The following is a 15,245-nucleotide window of genomic DNA, read 5'->3' as shown; positions in this document are numbered from 1 at the left end:
GCAAGAGCTGTAACGCAGGATTTCGTGCACAGATTTATTTACAAAACTTTGCAGCAGTGGACACTCACCCAACAGGTAACGAGTTTTTACGATCATTATTTTTAATAGTCAGCAGTTTACAATGTTATGTAGCGGTCAACTGCGGTTTCAAGGTTTATCAAGGCAGCCATGCCTTTAATGTATCAAGTGTATCATAACGCGTTAAATCCAGTTGCAATGGAGTCACAGAGACATAGCCCTGAGCTACTGCATAAAAATCGGTGCCTGGTCCGGCATCCTGTTCAGCGCCTGGAGGCCCTACCCAGTAGATTGTTCTACCGCGTGGATCCGAGGTTTTAATAACCGGCTCTGCCTTATGCCGCTGACCCAGGCGAGTCGATTGAAAGCCTTTTATTTCAGACCAGGGAAGATCAGGCACATTAATATTTAACAGTACATCCTTTGCCAAAGGCTGCTCCAGCAAGCGCTGTAAAATGTTCACTGCGACTTTAACAGCCGTATCAAAATACTGCGGGTCGCTGCTCACCATGGAAATGGCAACAGCAGGCAAGCCTAAAAAACGCCCTTCGGTTGCCGCCGCGACAGTGCCTGAATATAACACATCATCACCCAGATTAGCGCCATGGTTAATTCCGGCAAAAACCATATCGGGCTCGTTATCTAATAAGCCGGTTATTGCCAGATGTACGCAATCTGTCGGCGTACCATCGACTTTAATAAAACCATTATCAGTTTGATGGGCACGTAAGGGCATTTCCAGTGTTAAGGAATTACTTGCCGCACTGCGGTTTTTATCGGGTGCAACTACTGAAATATCTGCAAAGGATTGCAGTCCATTAGCCAGCGCAATAAGCCCTTGCGCTAAATATCCATCATCATTACTCAGCAGAATATGCATTTTTTTATTACGACCCATAAAACTGAAGTTTCCCAATTATTGAGTAGCTGAAATACACAATGCTGGTGTATCGAGGTTTATTTTAGGTGGTTTTGCCATGTTTATAGCAAACCCCTACTTAATTCCCCTTAGGCAATAGCATTTGAAACGAATGAAAAGACTATTTTTTCATATAGTTGTAGCATAGTTTCAATTTTACCATAAATAATTATTGGGAAACTTCAGCCATAAAAGTGTTAATATTAGCAATAAATTCAGTTAAATACTAACGTGACAGACAAATCAGAAAAAAACCAGATAGCGATCTCTTCCTTGAGGCCATAGGCAAAGTGACACCTATTAAATCGGATAAACGTAGCATCGTACCCACACAAAAACCCCAACCCTTCCCACAGAAAAAAAACCTGCACATTGCTGATAAGCTAAGCCTTGCACATACTGAAGCTGTTGATGCATTACACGCAGAAGATACTTTTAGCTATACCGCATCCGGATTACAAAAGAATGTCCTGAAGAAAATGCGTCGCGGTCATTATGGACTCGATGCCGAACTGGACTTGCACGGCCTAACCAGCGCAGAAGCCATGCGAGAACTGCTCAAATTCCTGCATTATTGCGAGCAAGATGGTTGCCGTTGTGTACGCATTATTCATGGCAAAGGCTACCGCTCGGAAAATAATTTACCCGTATTAAAGAATGACATTAATATCTGGTTAAGGCAACATCAGGAAGTACAGGCTTTTTTCTCCGCCGCCCAGAAAGAAGGCGGCGCGGGTGCCGTTATTGTGCTACTACGCCTGTCCGGCAAATACACCGATCAAGACGACACCTAATACCAGGCGATACCAGACAAACGGCATCATGCCGATTCTGTCCAGTAGCCTTAAAAACCACGAAATGCTTAGATAAGCAACGATTGCCGATACACCCGCACCAATAAACATAAAATTCCAGTTAACGGCTATACCAGACTGGTACAACTCCAATGCTTTCAAAGAACCCGCTAATGCAATAACCGGAATAGACAGCAGAAAGGAGAATTTGGCCGCATACTCGCGCGTTAATCCCAATAACAAGCCTGCAGTAATCGTAATGCCCGAGCGTGACGTACCTGGAATAAGAGCAACAGCCTGGAATAAACCAATCATCACTGCATCCCACCAGCTAATAATCTCATGTTGCTCTTTTGCCCGCTTTTCAGCCCACCACAGCAATACAGCAAACACAATGGTTGCTGCAGCAATAACTAAAGGCGAACGTAATGCCTCCTGCGTAGCATCCGATAAACTAATCCCAACCAGACCCACTGGAATAGTTCCCAGCCCGACATACCAGGCTAACTTTGCCTCCTCATTAAACCCCTTTCCTGCCAAAGAGCCAAACCATGCAACAATGATTTTTGCCAAAATTTTACGAAAATAAACCACAACAGCCGTTAATGTCCCTACATGCACTGCCACATCAAAAGCCAGCCCCTGATCTTCCCCGCCCGCTACTACCGGTAATAAAATCAAATGCGCCGAGCTAGAAATCGGTAAAAATTCAGTCAGTCCCTGTAAAACAGCTAAAGCTATAGCTTGAAAAATATCCATTAATAATCCTAATGATAAAAAACAGTGATAAAATAATGTTATATTTTACCTTGATTTACCTTCGGCTTATAACATTATGAATAAAAAAATTATTTCCTTAAGCGCCATTGCCCTAAGCACAATCTTAACAACCGGCTGCTCGACAACATCAAACAAAAAAACCAATAGTGAACCGACTGAAACAGGTACTGTTGTCACCAATGATTACCCAACCCGAGACCGCGTTGAATATGTATTTAACTGTATCGCCAAACACGGCGGCAGACTGGATTATGTGACCCAGTATGCCTGTGGATGTAAAATCGACAAGATCGCCGAGAAACTGAGCTTTGCAGAATACGAAGCCGCATCAACCTTTACAATGCTACGCAGCACACCCGGTGAAAATGGCGCAGTTTTTCGCGATCCAAAGCAATCTAAAGACTTACGCACCCGCCTGAAGGAAGCTGAAGCGTATGCTGAGAGAAGTTGTTTTATAAAATAACTTTTTTGATCATCAAAAATATTTTTGCCACTCATGGCTATAACGCGCTTTCATCACGGTCATTTATGCACGGCTGAGCAACTGACCACCGCCCTACTCTTAATTGGAGAGAGTCAGTCACTACGGTTTTACGATTGTAGAGATTTCAGTGCCTTTCGCGTAGGCCTATTCTATAACTGAAGTTTCCCAATTATTGAGTAGCTGAAGTACACAATGCTGGTGTATCGAGGTTTATTTTAGGTGGTTTTGCCATGTTTATAGCAAACCCCTACTTAATTCCCCTTAGGAAATAGCATTTGAAACGAATGAAAAGACTATTTTTTTCATATAGTTGTAGCATAGTTTCAATTTTACCATAAATAATTATTGGGAAACTTCAGTAATTAATTTGACAAAATGAATTGATACGACAAGGCTTTCACCCGCAAGATTAAGGCCCTGTCGACCCTGCCACCCATTACTCCATTACTTGCTAATAAGGCTCCAAACTCAGCGACCGAGATGAGGTATGCTTAATCCTTTTTATTCTTTTTATTCTTTTTATTCTTCTTGTTCTTATGCTTCTTATCTTTAATACCCAGTGTATCTTTAGCCGCTTCGGCTGCTGAACAACGACCTCCAACACCTACTGCAGCCTTCATCGCTGCACTTTCAATAGCTTTTTTTGCTGTACAATCTGGATTCAGAACACCTGCACTAGAAAATGTACTCCATAACATAAATATTGTACTCAATAAAAATACCTGAATTCGTATAATAAGTGCATAACCCTCTGCAAGTATTGGCTAGACTAACACCTGTTGAATTAAGACAAGACTCGGGGAGTCGCTATTTTTGCGAAAGCTTGTTTTGGGCATCCCAGCCCAAGCAAGCAGCAAAAACTTAACGCGACCACTTATGCCTCCGGCGGCCCCGATTCGTCCTCGTCACCTCGTCCCGACCCAACAAGGGGTCGGAACATAGGCTCCAAATGACTTGACGCCGTGTCGGATGGCCTTTTATTTTGTCTCCACCTTCGCTAACGCTCAGACTCCGACAAAATAACGGCCCTACGGCTATCGCGGACTAAAAATCATCACTTCGCTTAGGCTCCGTTTCCCTGATTTTCAGCGATAGGTGTAAAGTAAACAGCTACCAAACAATTTACAGAGGCTACAAATGAGCTATACACACCTATGTCCTGAAGAAAGATATTATATAGAATTGGGGAGTCGCTATTTTTGCGAAAGCTTGTTTTGGGCATCCCAGCCCAAGCAAGCAGCAAAAACTTAACGCGACCACTTATGCCTCCGGCGGCCCCGATTCGTCCTCGTCACCTCGTCCCGACCCAACAAGGGGTCGGAACATAGGCTCCAAATGACTTGACGCCGTGTCGGATGGCCTTTTATTTTGTCTCCACCTTCGCTAACGCTCAGACTCCGAAAAAACAACGGCCCTACGGCTATCGCGGACTAAAAATCTTCACTTCGCTAAAGCTCCGTTTCCAGGATTTTCAGCGATTGAATTAAAAAAGGGAACTTCACAGAATAAAATAGTCGTTTTCACCGTCATATTTTAAGGCAATGACAAAGCGTTTTTTACTGTGTGAACTCACCTTTAATCGTGCACTGCTGACAGTCACTTTAATCTCTTTGCCGCCACGTACACGTATTATCTGATCAATGCCTTTGTTAATCGAATTAAAGTAGCTCTCGACTGACCTTATTCTACCTCTATATTCAATATTTTGGTTTTTACGTAATTGGCTAATCACCTGCGAGCCTCCAGATTCTTTAGCGGCTTCGTCCATAAAGGCTTTTTCACCATACAGCGCATCAGCCAGTACGCCTTTAATTTTAATCAGGCTATGCGCAACTTTAAACTCTTTTAATAAGCCTAATGCAATCTCTGTTTTGGTTGGGTAGGCACTGTCACGTTCAGGCTTAATAGGCCGATCTTTTTTTGCTATACCGCTCTTTTTCAACCGTTTATCTTCTTTATCCCACTGCTTTAAGGCTGGATCCGGCATATAAAAGAAAAAACCGACAGGCACTGTAATGGATGAGGTAACTAGCAGCAATAATACTATCGTTTGTCCATTAACATACCCGCCGGAGCCTTTGTGTTTCTGCTTGTAAACCTTCGCTGAAAATCCTGGAAACGGAGCTTTAGCGAAGTGAAGATTTTTAGTCCGCGATAGCCGTAGGGCCGTTGTTTTGTCGGAGTCTGAGCGTTAGCGAAGGTGGAGACAAAATAAAAGGCCATCCGACACGGCGTCAAGTCATTTGGAGCCTATGTTCCGACCCCTTGTTGGGTCGGGACGAGGTGACGAGGACGAATCGGGGCCGCCGGAGGCATAAGTGGTCGCGTTAAGTTTTTGCTGCTTGCTTGGGCTGGGATGCCCAAAACAAGCTTTCGCAAAAATAGCGACTCCCCGAATAAATACGTTTTGTAGACTTAGATCGTGCTCGGTCTGATTCATCAAAGGCCAACACACCTTCAGTAATGCCATAACGTTTTAAAATTAAGACCACACTCAACCGTAGCAACCAGTCCCAGGGTATACTTGCTTTACGAAACACCCAGGATAATGCGGCTACTTTGCAATCTCCAAGGCTTGCTCGCTCAAACTTAGCCCAGCAAACAGAGTTCATTAGCAGTATGCACGTTAAACAAGTGCCCAACCAAGCGGCTTGAATCCGTGTCAAAGCGGCTCCGGGTTTTAGCTGATTGAGCGCATCATTTAAATCGTCAATATAGCTTTGGATAAAGGTGGCTGGGGCATTCATTAACATGGGATTACACCGATAAAATTACAACAACCTCAGAATACCTGATTTTACCTTCTCAATATCAAAAACTTGAACATCGAGTTTAAGGGTAAACTGGTTACTGCTTAAATGCTGAAGTTTCCCAATAATTATTTATGGTAAAATTAAAACTATGCTACAACTATATGAAAAAAACAGTCTTTTCATTCGTTTCAAATGCTATTGCCTAAGGGGAATTAAGTAGGGGTTTGCTATAAACATGGCAAAACCACCTAAAATAAACCTCGATACACCAGCATTGTGTATTTCAGCTACTCAATAATTGGGAAACTTCAGTTATTGAATGTCTTTTCAATCGTCCATCGCTTGAAATACAGCATGGCAATGGTTCCAGGGTTAATAGTCATTGGCAAGGTTGTCACAAACCGGTGAAGTTTTCCGGTTTCTGGATCACGGTAATCCACCACGTTAAATTTGATGCCCTTGTTTTCGTACACACTGTATGCTTCAACCCCTGTATTGATCTCATGGCGGGAGTCAAAAGGGATAGACTCAACCAGAGTCGCAATTGAATTTTCTTTTAGCATTGAAATCATGTAATTAGCATGTCGTTTCTGCCGATCCCACCAGACAAAGTCGGTGACGGCTTTATCGTAGACATATAGACTTTCAGAAAATTAATTTCCGAACAAACAAAAACGACAGAGGGGAAACTGGCTTATAATTTTCGTCCCAACACTAACGGAAACAGTCAAAAATGGTATCCCTCACTTTTTCAAAGTCAATTGTAGACCGACTAAAAAAAATATGGCGACAGCTCTCAAGCTAAGTAATATTTGTTTATATCGATTAACTCAAGCTCTACTCTGGTTCAGTGAATGCATGGGAATCAAAGAAATAGCACGCCTAATGGGAGTCTGTGAAAAAACCATTATAAATTGGCTGAAAACATTCATGCATAAAGGTGTCGGTTGGTTAATAGGGCAACACTATCAAGGACGTGGTCGGAAGTCAAAGTTAACTAAAGACCAGAAAAATAAATTGGTTGAGTTGATAAAGAAAGGCCCAGAAGACAATGGATTTCATTGTGGAATATGGAATACTGCGATGATTGCCGAGCTTATTTGGTTAAAATTTGAAGTTCGTTATAACTTGAACTATCTTATCAAGCCTAATGAAAAAACTGGGCTTCAGTTATCAAAAAGCTCGTTTTGTGACTGATCGCCAAGAAGAAGAAAAGTACGAGCTTGAAAGAAAAACGTGGCTGGAAGAAACATTGCCTGCCATTATGGAAAAGGCGGTAGAAGAAATCGGGGAGTCGCTATTTTTGCGAAAGCTTGTTTTGGGCATCCCAGCCCAAGCAAGCAGCAAAAACTTAACGCGACCACTTATGCCTCCGGCGGCCCCGATTCGTCCTCGTCACCTCGTCCCGACCCAACAAGGGGTCGGAACATAGGCTCCAAATGACTTGACGCCGTGTCGGATGGCCTTTTATTTTGTCTCCACCTTCGCTAACGCTCAGACTCCGACAAAACAACGACCCTACGGCTATCGCGGACTAAAAATCATCACTTCGCTTAGGCTACGTTTCCCTGATTTTCAGCGAGAGTGTCGTTTTATTCGGTGATGAGGTGTCATTTGCTATGTGGGGTTCATTGGCACGAACCTGGGCTCCAATAGGAGAGCAACCCACAGTGAAAACATCAGGGATTCGAAAAGGGTTGAAAATGTTTGGTACGATCGAACTCGAAGGAGGGAGTTTTCAATACCGAGAATCATTGGCTTATGAGATAAAACCAAAGTCACTTAGACTTTTAAAAGAAGCTGGGCTGCCTCAAGAATTTTTAGCTATTCTTAAAAGCTTAAAAAATGAGAAATATCCAACACAGAAGCTTTTTATGGAAGCGATATATTCTATTGCCGACAACGTCTTAATCGAGAGTTATAAGCCAATGATATTACAACACGCTGAAACATCTGGGCGTTTTAATGGTGAAAGCTATGTTGAGTTTTTAACACAATTGCTGGCTTATTATAAAGGCAAGATTATTCTAATTGCGGGGAGTCGCTATTTTTGCGAAAGCTTGTTTTGGGCATCCCAGCCCAAGCAAGCGGCAAAAACTTAACGCGACCACTAATGCCTTCGGCGCCCCAGACGTCCTGCGTACGTGCCACTTCGCCATTACCATCGTAAACTCGGTGCTGGCTTCGTAACACTCCCTCAAATGACTGGACGGCGTTTCGGAATGCCTTTTATTTTGTCTACACCTACGCTAGCGCTACGATTCCGACAAAACAACGGCCCTACGCCTTCTGGGGACTACCAGCCCTCGCTTTCGCTCTCCATGGCTGGCAGCGGAAGATGGTGCCCCGTATCATGGAAGCGGTGTTATTAAGGAATTTAAGTTAGCTAATGTAGATCGTTTGACAGTAGAACGTCTCCCTGCGTTCTCGCCGGATTTTAATCCGATTGAGAAATTATGGAAAAATACGAAACGCGATTCGACTCATATGAAGTATTTTAAAACTTTTGAAGATCTTCATGATTCAGTTGTGCAAACTTTTAACACTTATATGTATGATGCCAGTAAAGTGATTTGTGTTATGCAAAAATTGCGGGAAGATTTCGTTGTTACCGCCTAAGTTTAAGCGCTCCAAATTTGGAAATTATTTATCTGAGAAACTATAGAGATGTTTCTGAGAGCTGTTATTTCCCTTGTTTTGCTTTTCAATATGATCTCGTAACACAGGTATTTCTTGATGCCTCTGAGTTCCGTTTGTCACCAGACAAAGAAATCTGAGCAACCCACTTCTGAGATTCAACGCGTAAATCCCCCCGGCCGCATAAACTTTCCCCTTGCTGTTTTTTTCAGTATGGCAGGCATGATCAATAAAATGTCCATCCGCTGCTTCTATGGTGTATTCGTCAAGTTCTGGGAATGCTTTAAGATAATCAATGCCTTGCGATAGCAGTGTTTCAGCGTGAAGATGATAGCTCTGCTGTTCAAATGCCTCAAGCATACTTGTTCGTCTATGCGACTTCAGTGATTTAAAATACGTTGAGTGGGGAAGCAGCTGGCCATAAATCTGTTCATTGGTTTGGAGGAAATGGCGGCCACTATCGACTACACTGATACAGCGTAATAACCCAAGGCGAATAAAGTCGATATCCTTCAACTCTGGGCATGAACGAGCCCACAAAGGATGACGCTCTGCTAACAGGGCACGTTCCATACTTTCATTGCAGTGTTGGTGAATATGTTCAGAGAGTGGTAGCTCTTTAAGCATGGGTGATATCCGTTTATGAGGCGATTAAAACGGAAATTTTTAGAAAATTTTTTTCGGCAATTGCAAGCTTTATTTGAAATTATTCGTTGTTTTTTTACGGTGCCTACAGAGTGCCTATTTGCTGTTATAAGTGATTAAAATCAAAAAGATGGAAATATTCGAGTGGTGCTACCTTCAGGTAGGTTATAGGCTGCTTTGTTTAGGTACTTCTTCTTTCAATGGGAACACTGATGATAAACATGGCAAAACCACCTAAAATAAACCTCGATACACCAGCATTGTGTATTTCAGCTACTTAATAATTGGGAAACTTCAGTTAAGTAAAAATAGTTCCTAAAGATTATGACCAGAATCATAAAGCGAACAGGACCCTGCAAAAACCTCTCAGGCGCGCCATGCTACCTCACGAAATTCTGGGACTCCTGTCGCCATAATTCGTTCACCTACGCAGCGGATGGGAAATGCCCTGAACGCCCTGCGTCCGCAACGACTACGCACAAAAGCCGCTTCGTCATTACTACCTCACTGGCTGGACGGCTATTCGGAATGCAATTCTTGCTCCTCTCGCGTGCTGCTAGCACACGTCGAATCAGCGAATTGCCCTGTCGCCTATCAGGGACTAAAAATCACCACTTCGCTAAGCTCCGTTTCCATGATTCTCAGCGGTCGCTGTTCTGACCTGGATGATTTACTGCGTTTTAGAAATAAGCTGCCTAGCCATGTCAAAAACCAGGCAATGAGATAGGCAACAACTACAATACCTATCAATACCACCATTTGCCATGGCTGAAAAGCAAGCCCCTTAAATTCAGGTATCAGCGTAGAAAGTTTATCTCCCAGTTCACCATAACCATATAGTTCATACAGCCTGGGGATCTCCATAACCGTACGGTTAGAAACTTTCCATATATGGTCACCTTTTTTATCGCCGGGGACTCTTTGCATTAAGATATCCACAGGCCCATCCGGAGTGTTTATCGTAGCGACCCGGTCACGGTAGCTGGGTAAGCCATCATCCAGATGCCCTGTAGGTTCAATACTTAAATTTTCAGGCCCCATCCAGAAAATCCATAACAAGATTCGGCCCCCCTTGCTTAATTGATTCCGACAATGACATCACGCTACCACGTGGCGTTCCCCTATTTAGTCGGTCATACGACGCTTGTTCCTTAGGCGTTTCCTGCGTTACTTCTTTGTCGTTATCTACCTTAAGAATATCTTTGACTGTGGGTGCCTCTATAGTTATGTCTTTGGCAAAAGCGGGGATCTGAAATAGCACCGATATCAGTGCAAAAAGTACAGTTAGGCGATATTTAACTAGGCTTACTTTTATCATAGGAACTTTGAAAGCAGTTTTGAATTGAATTATAACCATTAACTGGAAGCGGGGGCTTTAGCCCCGCAGATATCAATCGGGGCTAAATCCCCGCTTCCTAATACCTACTAATTATTACACGTTAGCTAGTACAGCGGCTCTTGATAAAATATCAATATCAGGCCGATCTGAAAAAAAGCAAATACAGAAATAAAACCCGCGATGTTCTTTCCGGGCGAATCCAGCTTTAATTCCAGCCAGCGCCCTATCGCCATAATCAAGGCAAACAAGCCCATAAAGGTATGTCCAATCTGGATAAGAAAATAACTTTTCGCCTGGAAGCCCACATGCGAGTGAGTCAATAACATCAAGCCGCCAAACGCGCATAAAATAGGAAAGACATACGGTAATTTACTATCGGGATCACTCGTCATTCTGGCACGTAATTCCATTCCCCCCAGTAAAAATACTAACAGAGTTGCAATACGGTGCTGAAATATTTCACCATTTTTCAGCATACTCTCCCAAAAGCCCATGGTGCCATTCGGCCAGGTTTCAGCATCCGCACGTAACAGGATAAAAACCCCCAGACCGATAAAGCCTATCGGCCAATAACGCGTCCAGGTGAGTGACTTTCTGTAAGACAGCATGGCAAATAGACTCATCACAGTAACAAAAATGCCGGCAATATTATGATTATAATCAGACCACGCAGTGGCTGCTGCTGAAGGCGTTTGGCCAATAATCGCCAGACGCCCTGCTTCTCCAGCAAGCAATGCTGCATGGCTAGGTGAAGTGGTACGCGGAATACGTGGTGCAAATGAATGTAACACCTCACCCCAGGTTGCAGTTAACTCAGGGATATCTATCGCAGGCGGCTGTGAAGCCAGGCTCGCAGCCGTAAATAATAAGGTAATCAAGACAAATGTTTCTGCCTCAATATAATAAGGCACCCGACTGAACACATTCTGTTTATTAGCTGAAGAGAAATACTGCAAGACAGCGCTACGATTCAGCCAGGCAAAGCCCAATGCAATTGCCAGCAGTAAAATCTTAACTAGCAGAATATTGCCGTAACCCGTGCCTATAAACCCATTCCAGGTAGTAATATAGCCCCATGCCATAGGTACTCCAGACATTAAAATCCCAGCTACTGTAACCATTCCTACTCGAGAAAACCGCTTCAGGCTATCTGGCCAATAGTTATCAGAAATTTGCTTCTGACTAGTTAATTGCCAGATACTGACTAACTGAAATACGCCACCTATCCATGCTGCCGCTGCAACCTGATGCATTGTTGTCAGACTCATTAACAACAGACGATCATCAAACCGACCGGCGGCATGCACTAGCCAGGCACCTGAAATAATCATTAATACGGCAATACATGCCGTATTAACCCAGTGCTTTCGAGAGTTTACATGCTGTCGTAATACGTAATAAACATAGCCCGCCAGAGTTAAAGCTAACAACAACCGAATAATGCCGCCAATAAACTGTGTGGTTTCAGCAAACTCAGGAAACGGCCAGCGGCCCAGAATAGAGTCCATCAACCAGATTTTCAGGAAAATCTTAGTGAGCTGAACCAGCGCTAATGAAAAAGCGCCTTGATAAATCAGACGCACCGTTCTTACTGACAAAATATCTCGTGCAGGGTCTTGCTTATGTGTATTTTCCCAGGGACGTAAAATAAACAGCCCCCAAATTAGGCCTCCAATTGCCAGGGAATAGCTAATGAGATCTATGCCTCCGATAATGGAGTCTAAAAAATCAGCGATACCTTCCATTTGTTTTCCTTAAGGCTGAACTGTGAAATGGATAATATCTTCGGTAATATGTCCATCTGCCGCAAAGATTTTATAGTGTAGCGCATATACACCAGCATCCAGAGCAGGCATATCTATAATTGCCACTCCAGGTTCTTCACCTGCCGTCACAGGTAGCACTTCTTCCACATCCCCCGTACGTACCAGAGAAACCTGAGATAGACCCAGTTCTATACTAGAATTAAAGTTTAATTTAACCTGACTAGCTTTGCCTGCGCTAACGGGCTGTATTTTTAAGGAATAGTCTGTCACCACAGCATGGGCGCTAAGCATTCCTGAATAACAACAAGAGAAAAGTACTAACCCACATAACAAACGTTGCATCTGGCATTTTCTAAAACGCATATAAGGCTTCCCAATAGATATAATTGACTAAAACCCTGTATTTTATAACTGAATTAGCGTGGAATAAAGAAATATGCATCACTCATCGACAATGAGGGTATGCAACAACACAGCCATACTTACATACTCCTAGCCGCTTTTGATCACAGCCCCCGGTAGTCAGTCCAGTAGCATTTTAGTATTATTACTATATACTGAAAATGAATGCTTATTAAAGGTTAATTCCATCAGTGTTCCCCTATCAATTGAGGCCGTGAAACTAACCTCGCCACAAGAGAGCTCATAAAGCACTGTAAAGACATTCCTGTTATTATTGCGTTTTGAACTGCCCGAATGGTATACGAGCTGATACGAGATATTCTTGCCTGGAAAAATAATGGATTCACAAAACGATCTCGTTTTTGAGCCTGTTGCTGCCTTATTTCCAGAGCCTCGCTATATTTTTTATCCGATGGATGAATCAATTCTGGCGGTTGTGTTTTTGAAATCTCTTCAAACACGCGCATTAAATTATAGCTCATTGCAGTCAGGCGCATTTGATTTTCAAGTGAGCGGGTATTGGAAGACCAAGCTTTAGTTTCCTTGAAATTACTTTTACTCGATGTTCAAGTTTTTGATATTGAGAAGGTAAAATCAGGTATTCTGAGGTTGTTGTAATTTTATCGGTGTAATCCCATGTTAATGAATGCCCCAGCCACCTTTATCCAAAGCTATATTGACGATTTAAATGATGCGCTCAATCAGCTAAAACCCGGAGCCGCTTTGACACGGATTCAAGCCGCTTGGTTGGGCACTTGTTTAACGGGCATACTGCTAATGAACTCTGTTTGCTGGGCTAAGTTTGAGCGAGCAAGCCTTGGAGATTGCAAAGTAGCCGCATTATCCTGGGTGTTTCGTAAAGCAAGTATACCCTGGGACTGGTTGCTACGGGTGAGTGTGGTCTTAATTTTAAAACGTTATGGCATTACTGAAGGTGTGTTGGCCTTTGATGAATCAGACCGAGCACGATCTAAGTCTACAAAACGTATTTATAAGGTTTACAAGCAGAAACACAAAGGCTCCGGCGGATATGTTAATGGACAAACGATAGTATTATTGCTGCTAGTTACCTCATCCATTACAGTGCCTACCCGACCAAAACAGAGATTGCATTAGGCTTATTAAAAGAGTTTAAAGTTGCGCATAGCCTGATTAAAATTAAAGGCGTACTGGCTGATGCGCTGTATGGTGAAAAAGCCTTTATGGACGAAGCCGCTAAAGAATCTGGAGGCTCGCAGGTGATTAGCCAATTACGTAAAAACCAGAATATTGAATATAGAGGTAGAATAAGGTCAGTCGAGAGCTACTTTAATTCGATTAACAAAGGCATTGATCAGATAATACGTGTACGTGGCGGCAAAGAGATTAAAGTGACTGTCAGCAGTGCACGATTAAATCGGGGAGTCGCTATTTTTGCGAAAGCTTGTTTTGGGCATCCCAGCCCAAGCAAGCAGCAAAAACTTAACGCGACCACTTATGCCTCCGGCGGCCCCGATTCGTCCTCGTCACCTCGTCCCGACCCAACAAGGGGTCGGAACATAGGCTCCAAATGACTTGACGCCGTGTCGGATGGCCTTTTATTTTGTCTCCACCTTCGCTAACGCTCAGACTCCGACAAAATAACGGCCTTACGGCTATCGCGGACTAAAAATCATCACTTCGCTTAGGCTCCGTTTCCCTGATTTTCAGCGGGTGAGTTCTCACAGTAAAAAACGCTTTGTCATTGCCTTAAAATATGACGGTGAAAACGACTATCGCTATTTAGTGGCGACAGACCTGACTTGGCGCACACAAGATATTATTCAAGCCTATACGTTGAGATGGCTGATTGAGGTTTTCTTTGAGGACTGGAAGCTTTATGAAGGATGGGGGCGTGAGGCCAAACAATTAGATGAAGAGGGATCAAGCCGTGGCCTGGTTCTGAGTCTTTTGTTTGACCATTGCCTTCTCCTTCACCCAGAGCAAATAGCCCGCATTGAAAGCAAACTACCTGCGTATACCGTAGGAAGCTTACAGCGCAAGTCTCAAATGGATGTACTGCTTGAGTTCATCACGTCATTGCTAGAGTTTCCAGATCCTGGTGATAAGCTGAAAGAGTTAGGTGAATTAATAAAGGATGTGTTTCAACTGATGCCATCAGGAAAACATATGATTGGCAGAGATTTAGGCCGCTTAGGGCCAACAGCATCATTAAAGTATTGTTCTGCTGGGTGAAGGTAAGAGTTTGATGGCAATGGGATGGAAAAACTTGAACATCGAGTTTTAGTGTTATTGAATGTCTTTTCAATCGTCCATCGCTTGAAATACAGCATGGCAATGGTTCCAGGGTTAATAGTCATTGGCAAGGTTGTCACAAACCGGTGAAGTTTTCCGGTTTCTGGATCACGGTAATCCACCACGTTAAATTTGATGCCCTTGTTTTCGTACACACTGCGGTGTTTTTCAAGATAGTTTTCGCCTAAATTATTTAAGCCGCTTCATCAGTCCTGTCAGGATTTAATGAAACTGGCCCTGTAGCATCCCAGTTTCTGGTTGAGCCAGACCATCTGGAAGGTTTTTCTTTTTTTTCTTTTTTCTTCTGGAGATATAATTTATCTCGCATTTCAAGAATATTTTTGTCTTTTCCTTCATGTCCTTCCGCAGGTGTGACGAATTTTATTTTGCTGTGCCGGTGCTCGTTGTTATACCATTCGACAAAGTCACCTACC

28 protein-coding genes and 1 pseudogene are annotated in these 15,245 nt (G+C 43.2%); 14 read left to right on the top strand and 15 right to left on the bottom strand.

Features of this window, described 5'->3' with window-relative positions; genetic code table 11:
- Positions 1-157 precede the first annotated feature (157 nt).
- On the bottom strand, positions 158-898 hold the full coding sequence (gene surE / locus K6984_RS24265) for a 5'/3'-nucleotidase SurE (protein ID WP_221897798.1): 741 nt from the start codon (positions 896-898) through the stop codon (positions 158-160).
- 329 nt (positions 899-1,227) lie between these two features.
- Here surE and K6984_RS24260 point away from each other — a divergent pair, with 329 nt between their 5' ends.
- The gene (locus K6984_RS24260) at positions 1,228-1,731 is read left to right on the top strand and encodes a Smr/MutS family protein (protein WP_221897777.1); all 504 of its coding nucleotides are present in this window, start codon (positions 1,228-1,230) and stop codon (positions 1,729-1,731) included.
- On the opposite strand, the gene K6984_RS24255 is transcribed toward K6984_RS24260, so the two are convergent.
- Positions 1,690-2,490 carry an undecaprenyl-diphosphate phosphatase gene (locus K6984_RS24255; RefSeq protein ID WP_221897776.1) on the bottom strand — a complete coding sequence of 267 codons (801 nt, stop codon included), beginning with the start codon at positions 2,488-2,490 and terminating at the stop codon, positions 1,690-1,692. The genes K6984_RS24260 and K6984_RS24255 overlap by 42 nt on opposite strands.
- Positions 2,491-2,566: 76 nt before the next feature.
- Here K6984_RS24255 and K6984_RS24250 point away from each other — a divergent pair, with 76 nt between their 5' ends.
- Positions 2,567-2,974, top strand: coding sequence for a hypothetical protein (locus K6984_RS24250; RefSeq protein ID WP_221897775.1), 408 nt, complete (start codon positions 2,567-2,569; stop codon positions 2,972-2,974).
- Positions 2,975-3,486: 512 nt separating this feature from the next.
- Here K6984_RS24250 and K6984_RS24245 read toward each other — a convergent pair.
- Entirely contained in the window at positions 3,487-3,693 is a 207-nt protein-coding gene (locus tag K6984_RS24245) for a hypothetical protein (protein WP_221897774.1), read from the bottom strand.
- A gap of 115 nt (positions 3,694-3,808) precedes the next feature.
- Here K6984_RS24245 and K6984_RS34825 point away from each other — a divergent pair, with 115 nt between their 5' ends.
- The 3 genes from K6984_RS34825 (at position 3,809) to K6984_RS34815 (ending at position 4,482) form a co-directional block, all read left to right on the top strand.
- Entirely contained in the window at positions 3,809-3,937 is a 129-nt protein-coding gene (locus K6984_RS34825) for a hypothetical protein (protein WP_263458596.1), read from the top strand.
- A gap of 257 nt (positions 3,938-4,194) precedes the next feature.
- On the top strand, positions 4,195-4,323 hold the full coding sequence (locus tag K6984_RS34820) for a hypothetical protein (RefSeq protein WP_263458596.1): 129 nt from the start codon (positions 4,195-4,197) through the stop codon (positions 4,321-4,323).
- Positions 4,324-4,350: 27 nt separating this feature from the next.
- Entirely contained in the window at positions 4,351-4,482 is a 132-nt protein-coding gene (locus K6984_RS34815) for a hypothetical protein (protein WP_263458866.1), read from the top strand.
- 11 nt (positions 4,483-4,493) lie between these two features.
- Here K6984_RS34815 and K6984_RS24240 read toward each other — a convergent pair whose 3' ends face one another.
- From K6984_RS24240 to K6984_RS24225, 5 genes are all read right to left on the bottom strand, one after another.
- Positions 4,494-5,042, bottom strand: a complete 549-nt coding sequence (locus K6984_RS24240; protein WP_420831708.1) for a hypothetical protein — start codon at positions 5,040-5,042, stop codon at positions 4,494-4,496.
- Entirely contained in the window at positions 5,039-5,218 is a 180-nt protein-coding gene (locus tag K6984_RS24235) for a hypothetical protein (protein WP_221897772.1), read from the bottom strand. The genes K6984_RS24240 and K6984_RS24235 overlap by 4 nt, the downstream gene beginning before the upstream one ends.
- A 27-nt stretch (positions 5,219-5,245) precedes the next feature.
- Positions 5,246-5,374, bottom strand: a complete 129-nt coding sequence (locus tag K6984_RS34810) for a hypothetical protein (RefSeq protein WP_263458596.1) — start codon at positions 5,372-5,374, stop codon at positions 5,246-5,248.
- Complete coding sequence (locus K6984_RS24230; RefSeq protein ID WP_221897771.1) at positions 5,323-5,748, bottom strand: hypothetical protein; 426 nt, start codon at positions 5,746-5,748, stop codon at positions 5,323-5,325. Before K6984_RS24230 ends, K6984_RS34810 begins: the two co-directional genes overlap by 52 nt.
- Before the next feature lie 308 nt (positions 5,749-6,056).
- Positions 6,057-6,320 carry a hypothetical protein gene (locus K6984_RS24225; RefSeq protein WP_221897770.1) on the bottom strand — a complete coding sequence of 88 codons (264 nt, stop codon included), beginning with the start codon at positions 6,318-6,320 and terminating at the stop codon, positions 6,057-6,059.
- 211 nt (positions 6,321-6,531) lie between these two features.
- Here K6984_RS24225 and K6984_RS24220 point away from each other — a divergent pair, with 211 nt between their 5' ends.
- The 5 genes from K6984_RS24220 (at position 6,532) to K6984_RS24205 (ending at position 8,367) form a co-directional block, all read left to right on the top strand.
- Entirely contained in the window at positions 6,532-6,945 is a 414-nt protein-coding gene (locus K6984_RS24220; protein WP_221895649.1) for a helix-turn-helix domain-containing protein, read from the top strand.
- A gap of 106 nt (positions 6,946-7,051) precedes the next feature.
- Positions 7,052-7,180 carry a hypothetical protein gene (locus K6984_RS34805; protein WP_263458596.1) on the top strand — a complete coding sequence of 43 codons (129 nt, stop codon included), beginning with the start codon at positions 7,052-7,054 and terminating at the stop codon, positions 7,178-7,180.
- Between the two features lie 27 nt (positions 7,181-7,207).
- Positions 7,208-7,351 carry a hypothetical protein gene (locus K6984_RS24215; protein WP_221897769.1) on the top strand — a complete coding sequence of 48 codons (144 nt, stop codon included), beginning with the start codon at positions 7,208-7,210 and terminating at the stop codon, positions 7,349-7,351.
- A gap of 4 nt (positions 7,352-7,355) precedes the next feature.
- Entirely contained in the window at positions 7,356-7,850 is a 495-nt protein-coding gene (locus K6984_RS24210) for a hypothetical protein (RefSeq protein ID WP_221897768.1), read from the top strand.
- 187 nt (positions 7,851-8,037) lie between these two features.
- A complete protein-coding gene (locus K6984_RS24205; RefSeq protein WP_221897797.1) occupies positions 8,038-8,367 on the top strand; it encodes a transposase in 330 nt (109 codons plus the stop codon).
- Positions 8,368-8,391: 24 nt separating this feature from the next.
- On the opposite strand, the gene K6984_RS24200 is transcribed toward K6984_RS24205, so the two are convergent.
- Positions 8,392-9,012, bottom strand: coding sequence for a hypothetical protein (locus tag K6984_RS24200; protein WP_221897767.1), 621 nt, complete (start codon positions 9,010-9,012; stop codon positions 8,392-8,394).
- Between the two features lie 454 nt (positions 9,013-9,466).
- On the opposite strand from K6984_RS24200, the gene K6984_RS24195 reads away from it, so the two are divergent.
- Positions 9,467-9,757, top strand: a complete 291-nt coding sequence (locus K6984_RS24195; protein WP_221897766.1) for a hypothetical protein — start codon at positions 9,467-9,469, stop codon at positions 9,755-9,757.
- A 303-nt stretch (positions 9,758-10,060) separates the two neighbouring features.
- Here K6984_RS24195 and K6984_RS24190 read toward each other — a convergent pair whose 3' ends face one another.
- The 4 genes from K6984_RS24190 to K6984_RS24175 all read right to left on the bottom strand — a co-directional run bounded on the left by K6984_RS24190 (position 10,061) and on the right by K6984_RS24175 (position 13,034).
- A complete protein-coding gene (locus K6984_RS24190) occupies positions 10,061-10,348 on the bottom strand; it encodes a hypothetical protein (protein WP_221897765.1) in 288 nt (95 codons plus the stop codon).
- Positions 10,349-10,473: 125 nt separating this feature from the next.
- The gene (locus K6984_RS24185; RefSeq protein ID WP_221897764.1) at positions 10,474-12,114 is read right to left on the bottom strand and encodes a copper resistance D family protein; all 1,641 of its coding nucleotides are present in this window, start codon (positions 12,112-12,114) and stop codon (positions 10,474-10,476) included.
- 9 nt (positions 12,115-12,123) lie between these two features.
- Entirely contained in the window at positions 12,124-12,498 is a 375-nt protein-coding gene (locus tag K6984_RS24180) for a copper resistance CopC family protein (protein WP_230988278.1), read from the bottom strand.
- A gap of 227 nt (positions 12,499-12,725) precedes the next feature.
- Positions 12,726-13,034: a hypothetical protein gene (locus K6984_RS24175; protein ID WP_221897763.1), complete on the bottom strand. Its 309-nt coding sequence runs from the start codon at positions 13,032-13,034 to the stop codon at positions 12,726-12,728.
- Positions 13,035-13,173: 139 nt separating this feature from the next.
- On the opposite strand from K6984_RS24175, the gene K6984_RS24170 reads away from it, so the two are divergent.
- The 3 genes from K6984_RS24170 (at position 13,174) to K6984_RS24165 (ending at position 14,751) form a co-directional block, all read left to right on the top strand.
- On the top strand, positions 13,174-13,653 hold the full coding sequence (locus K6984_RS24170; RefSeq protein ID WP_221897762.1) for a hypothetical protein: 480 nt from the start codon (positions 13,174-13,176) through the stop codon (positions 13,651-13,653).
- A 297-nt stretch (positions 13,654-13,950) separates the two neighbouring features.
- Positions 13,951-14,079, top strand: coding sequence for a hypothetical protein (locus K6984_RS34800; protein WP_263458596.1), 129 nt, complete (start codon positions 13,951-13,953; stop codon positions 14,077-14,079).
- A 150-nt stretch (positions 14,080-14,229) separates the two neighbouring features.
- Positions 14,230-14,751 carry a hypothetical protein gene (locus K6984_RS24165; RefSeq protein WP_221897761.1) on the top strand — a complete coding sequence of 174 codons (522 nt, stop codon included), beginning with the start codon at positions 14,230-14,232 and terminating at the stop codon, positions 14,749-14,751.
- On the opposite strand, the gene K6984_RS24160 is transcribed toward K6984_RS24165, so the two are convergent.
- A complete protein-coding gene (locus K6984_RS24160; protein ID WP_221896778.1) occupies positions 14,661-14,966 on the bottom strand; it encodes a hypothetical protein in 306 nt (101 codons plus the stop codon). The two genes, K6984_RS24165 and K6984_RS24160, sit on opposite strands and share 91 nt — an antisense overlap.
- Before the next feature lie 38 nt (positions 14,967-15,004).
- Positions 15,005-15,245 (bottom strand): annotated as a pseudogene (locus K6984_RS24155) (IS3 family transposase); the annotation flags it as partial.

The sequence above is a fragment of the Bathymodiolus japonicus methanotrophic gill symbiont genome (assembly GCF_019721995.1).
GTDB lineage: Bacteria > Pseudomonadota > Gammaproteobacteria > Methylococcales > Methylomonadaceae > Methyloprofundus.
Note: the sequence above shows the minus strand (reverse complement) of the source record. Positions and strands in the feature narration are given on the sequence as shown.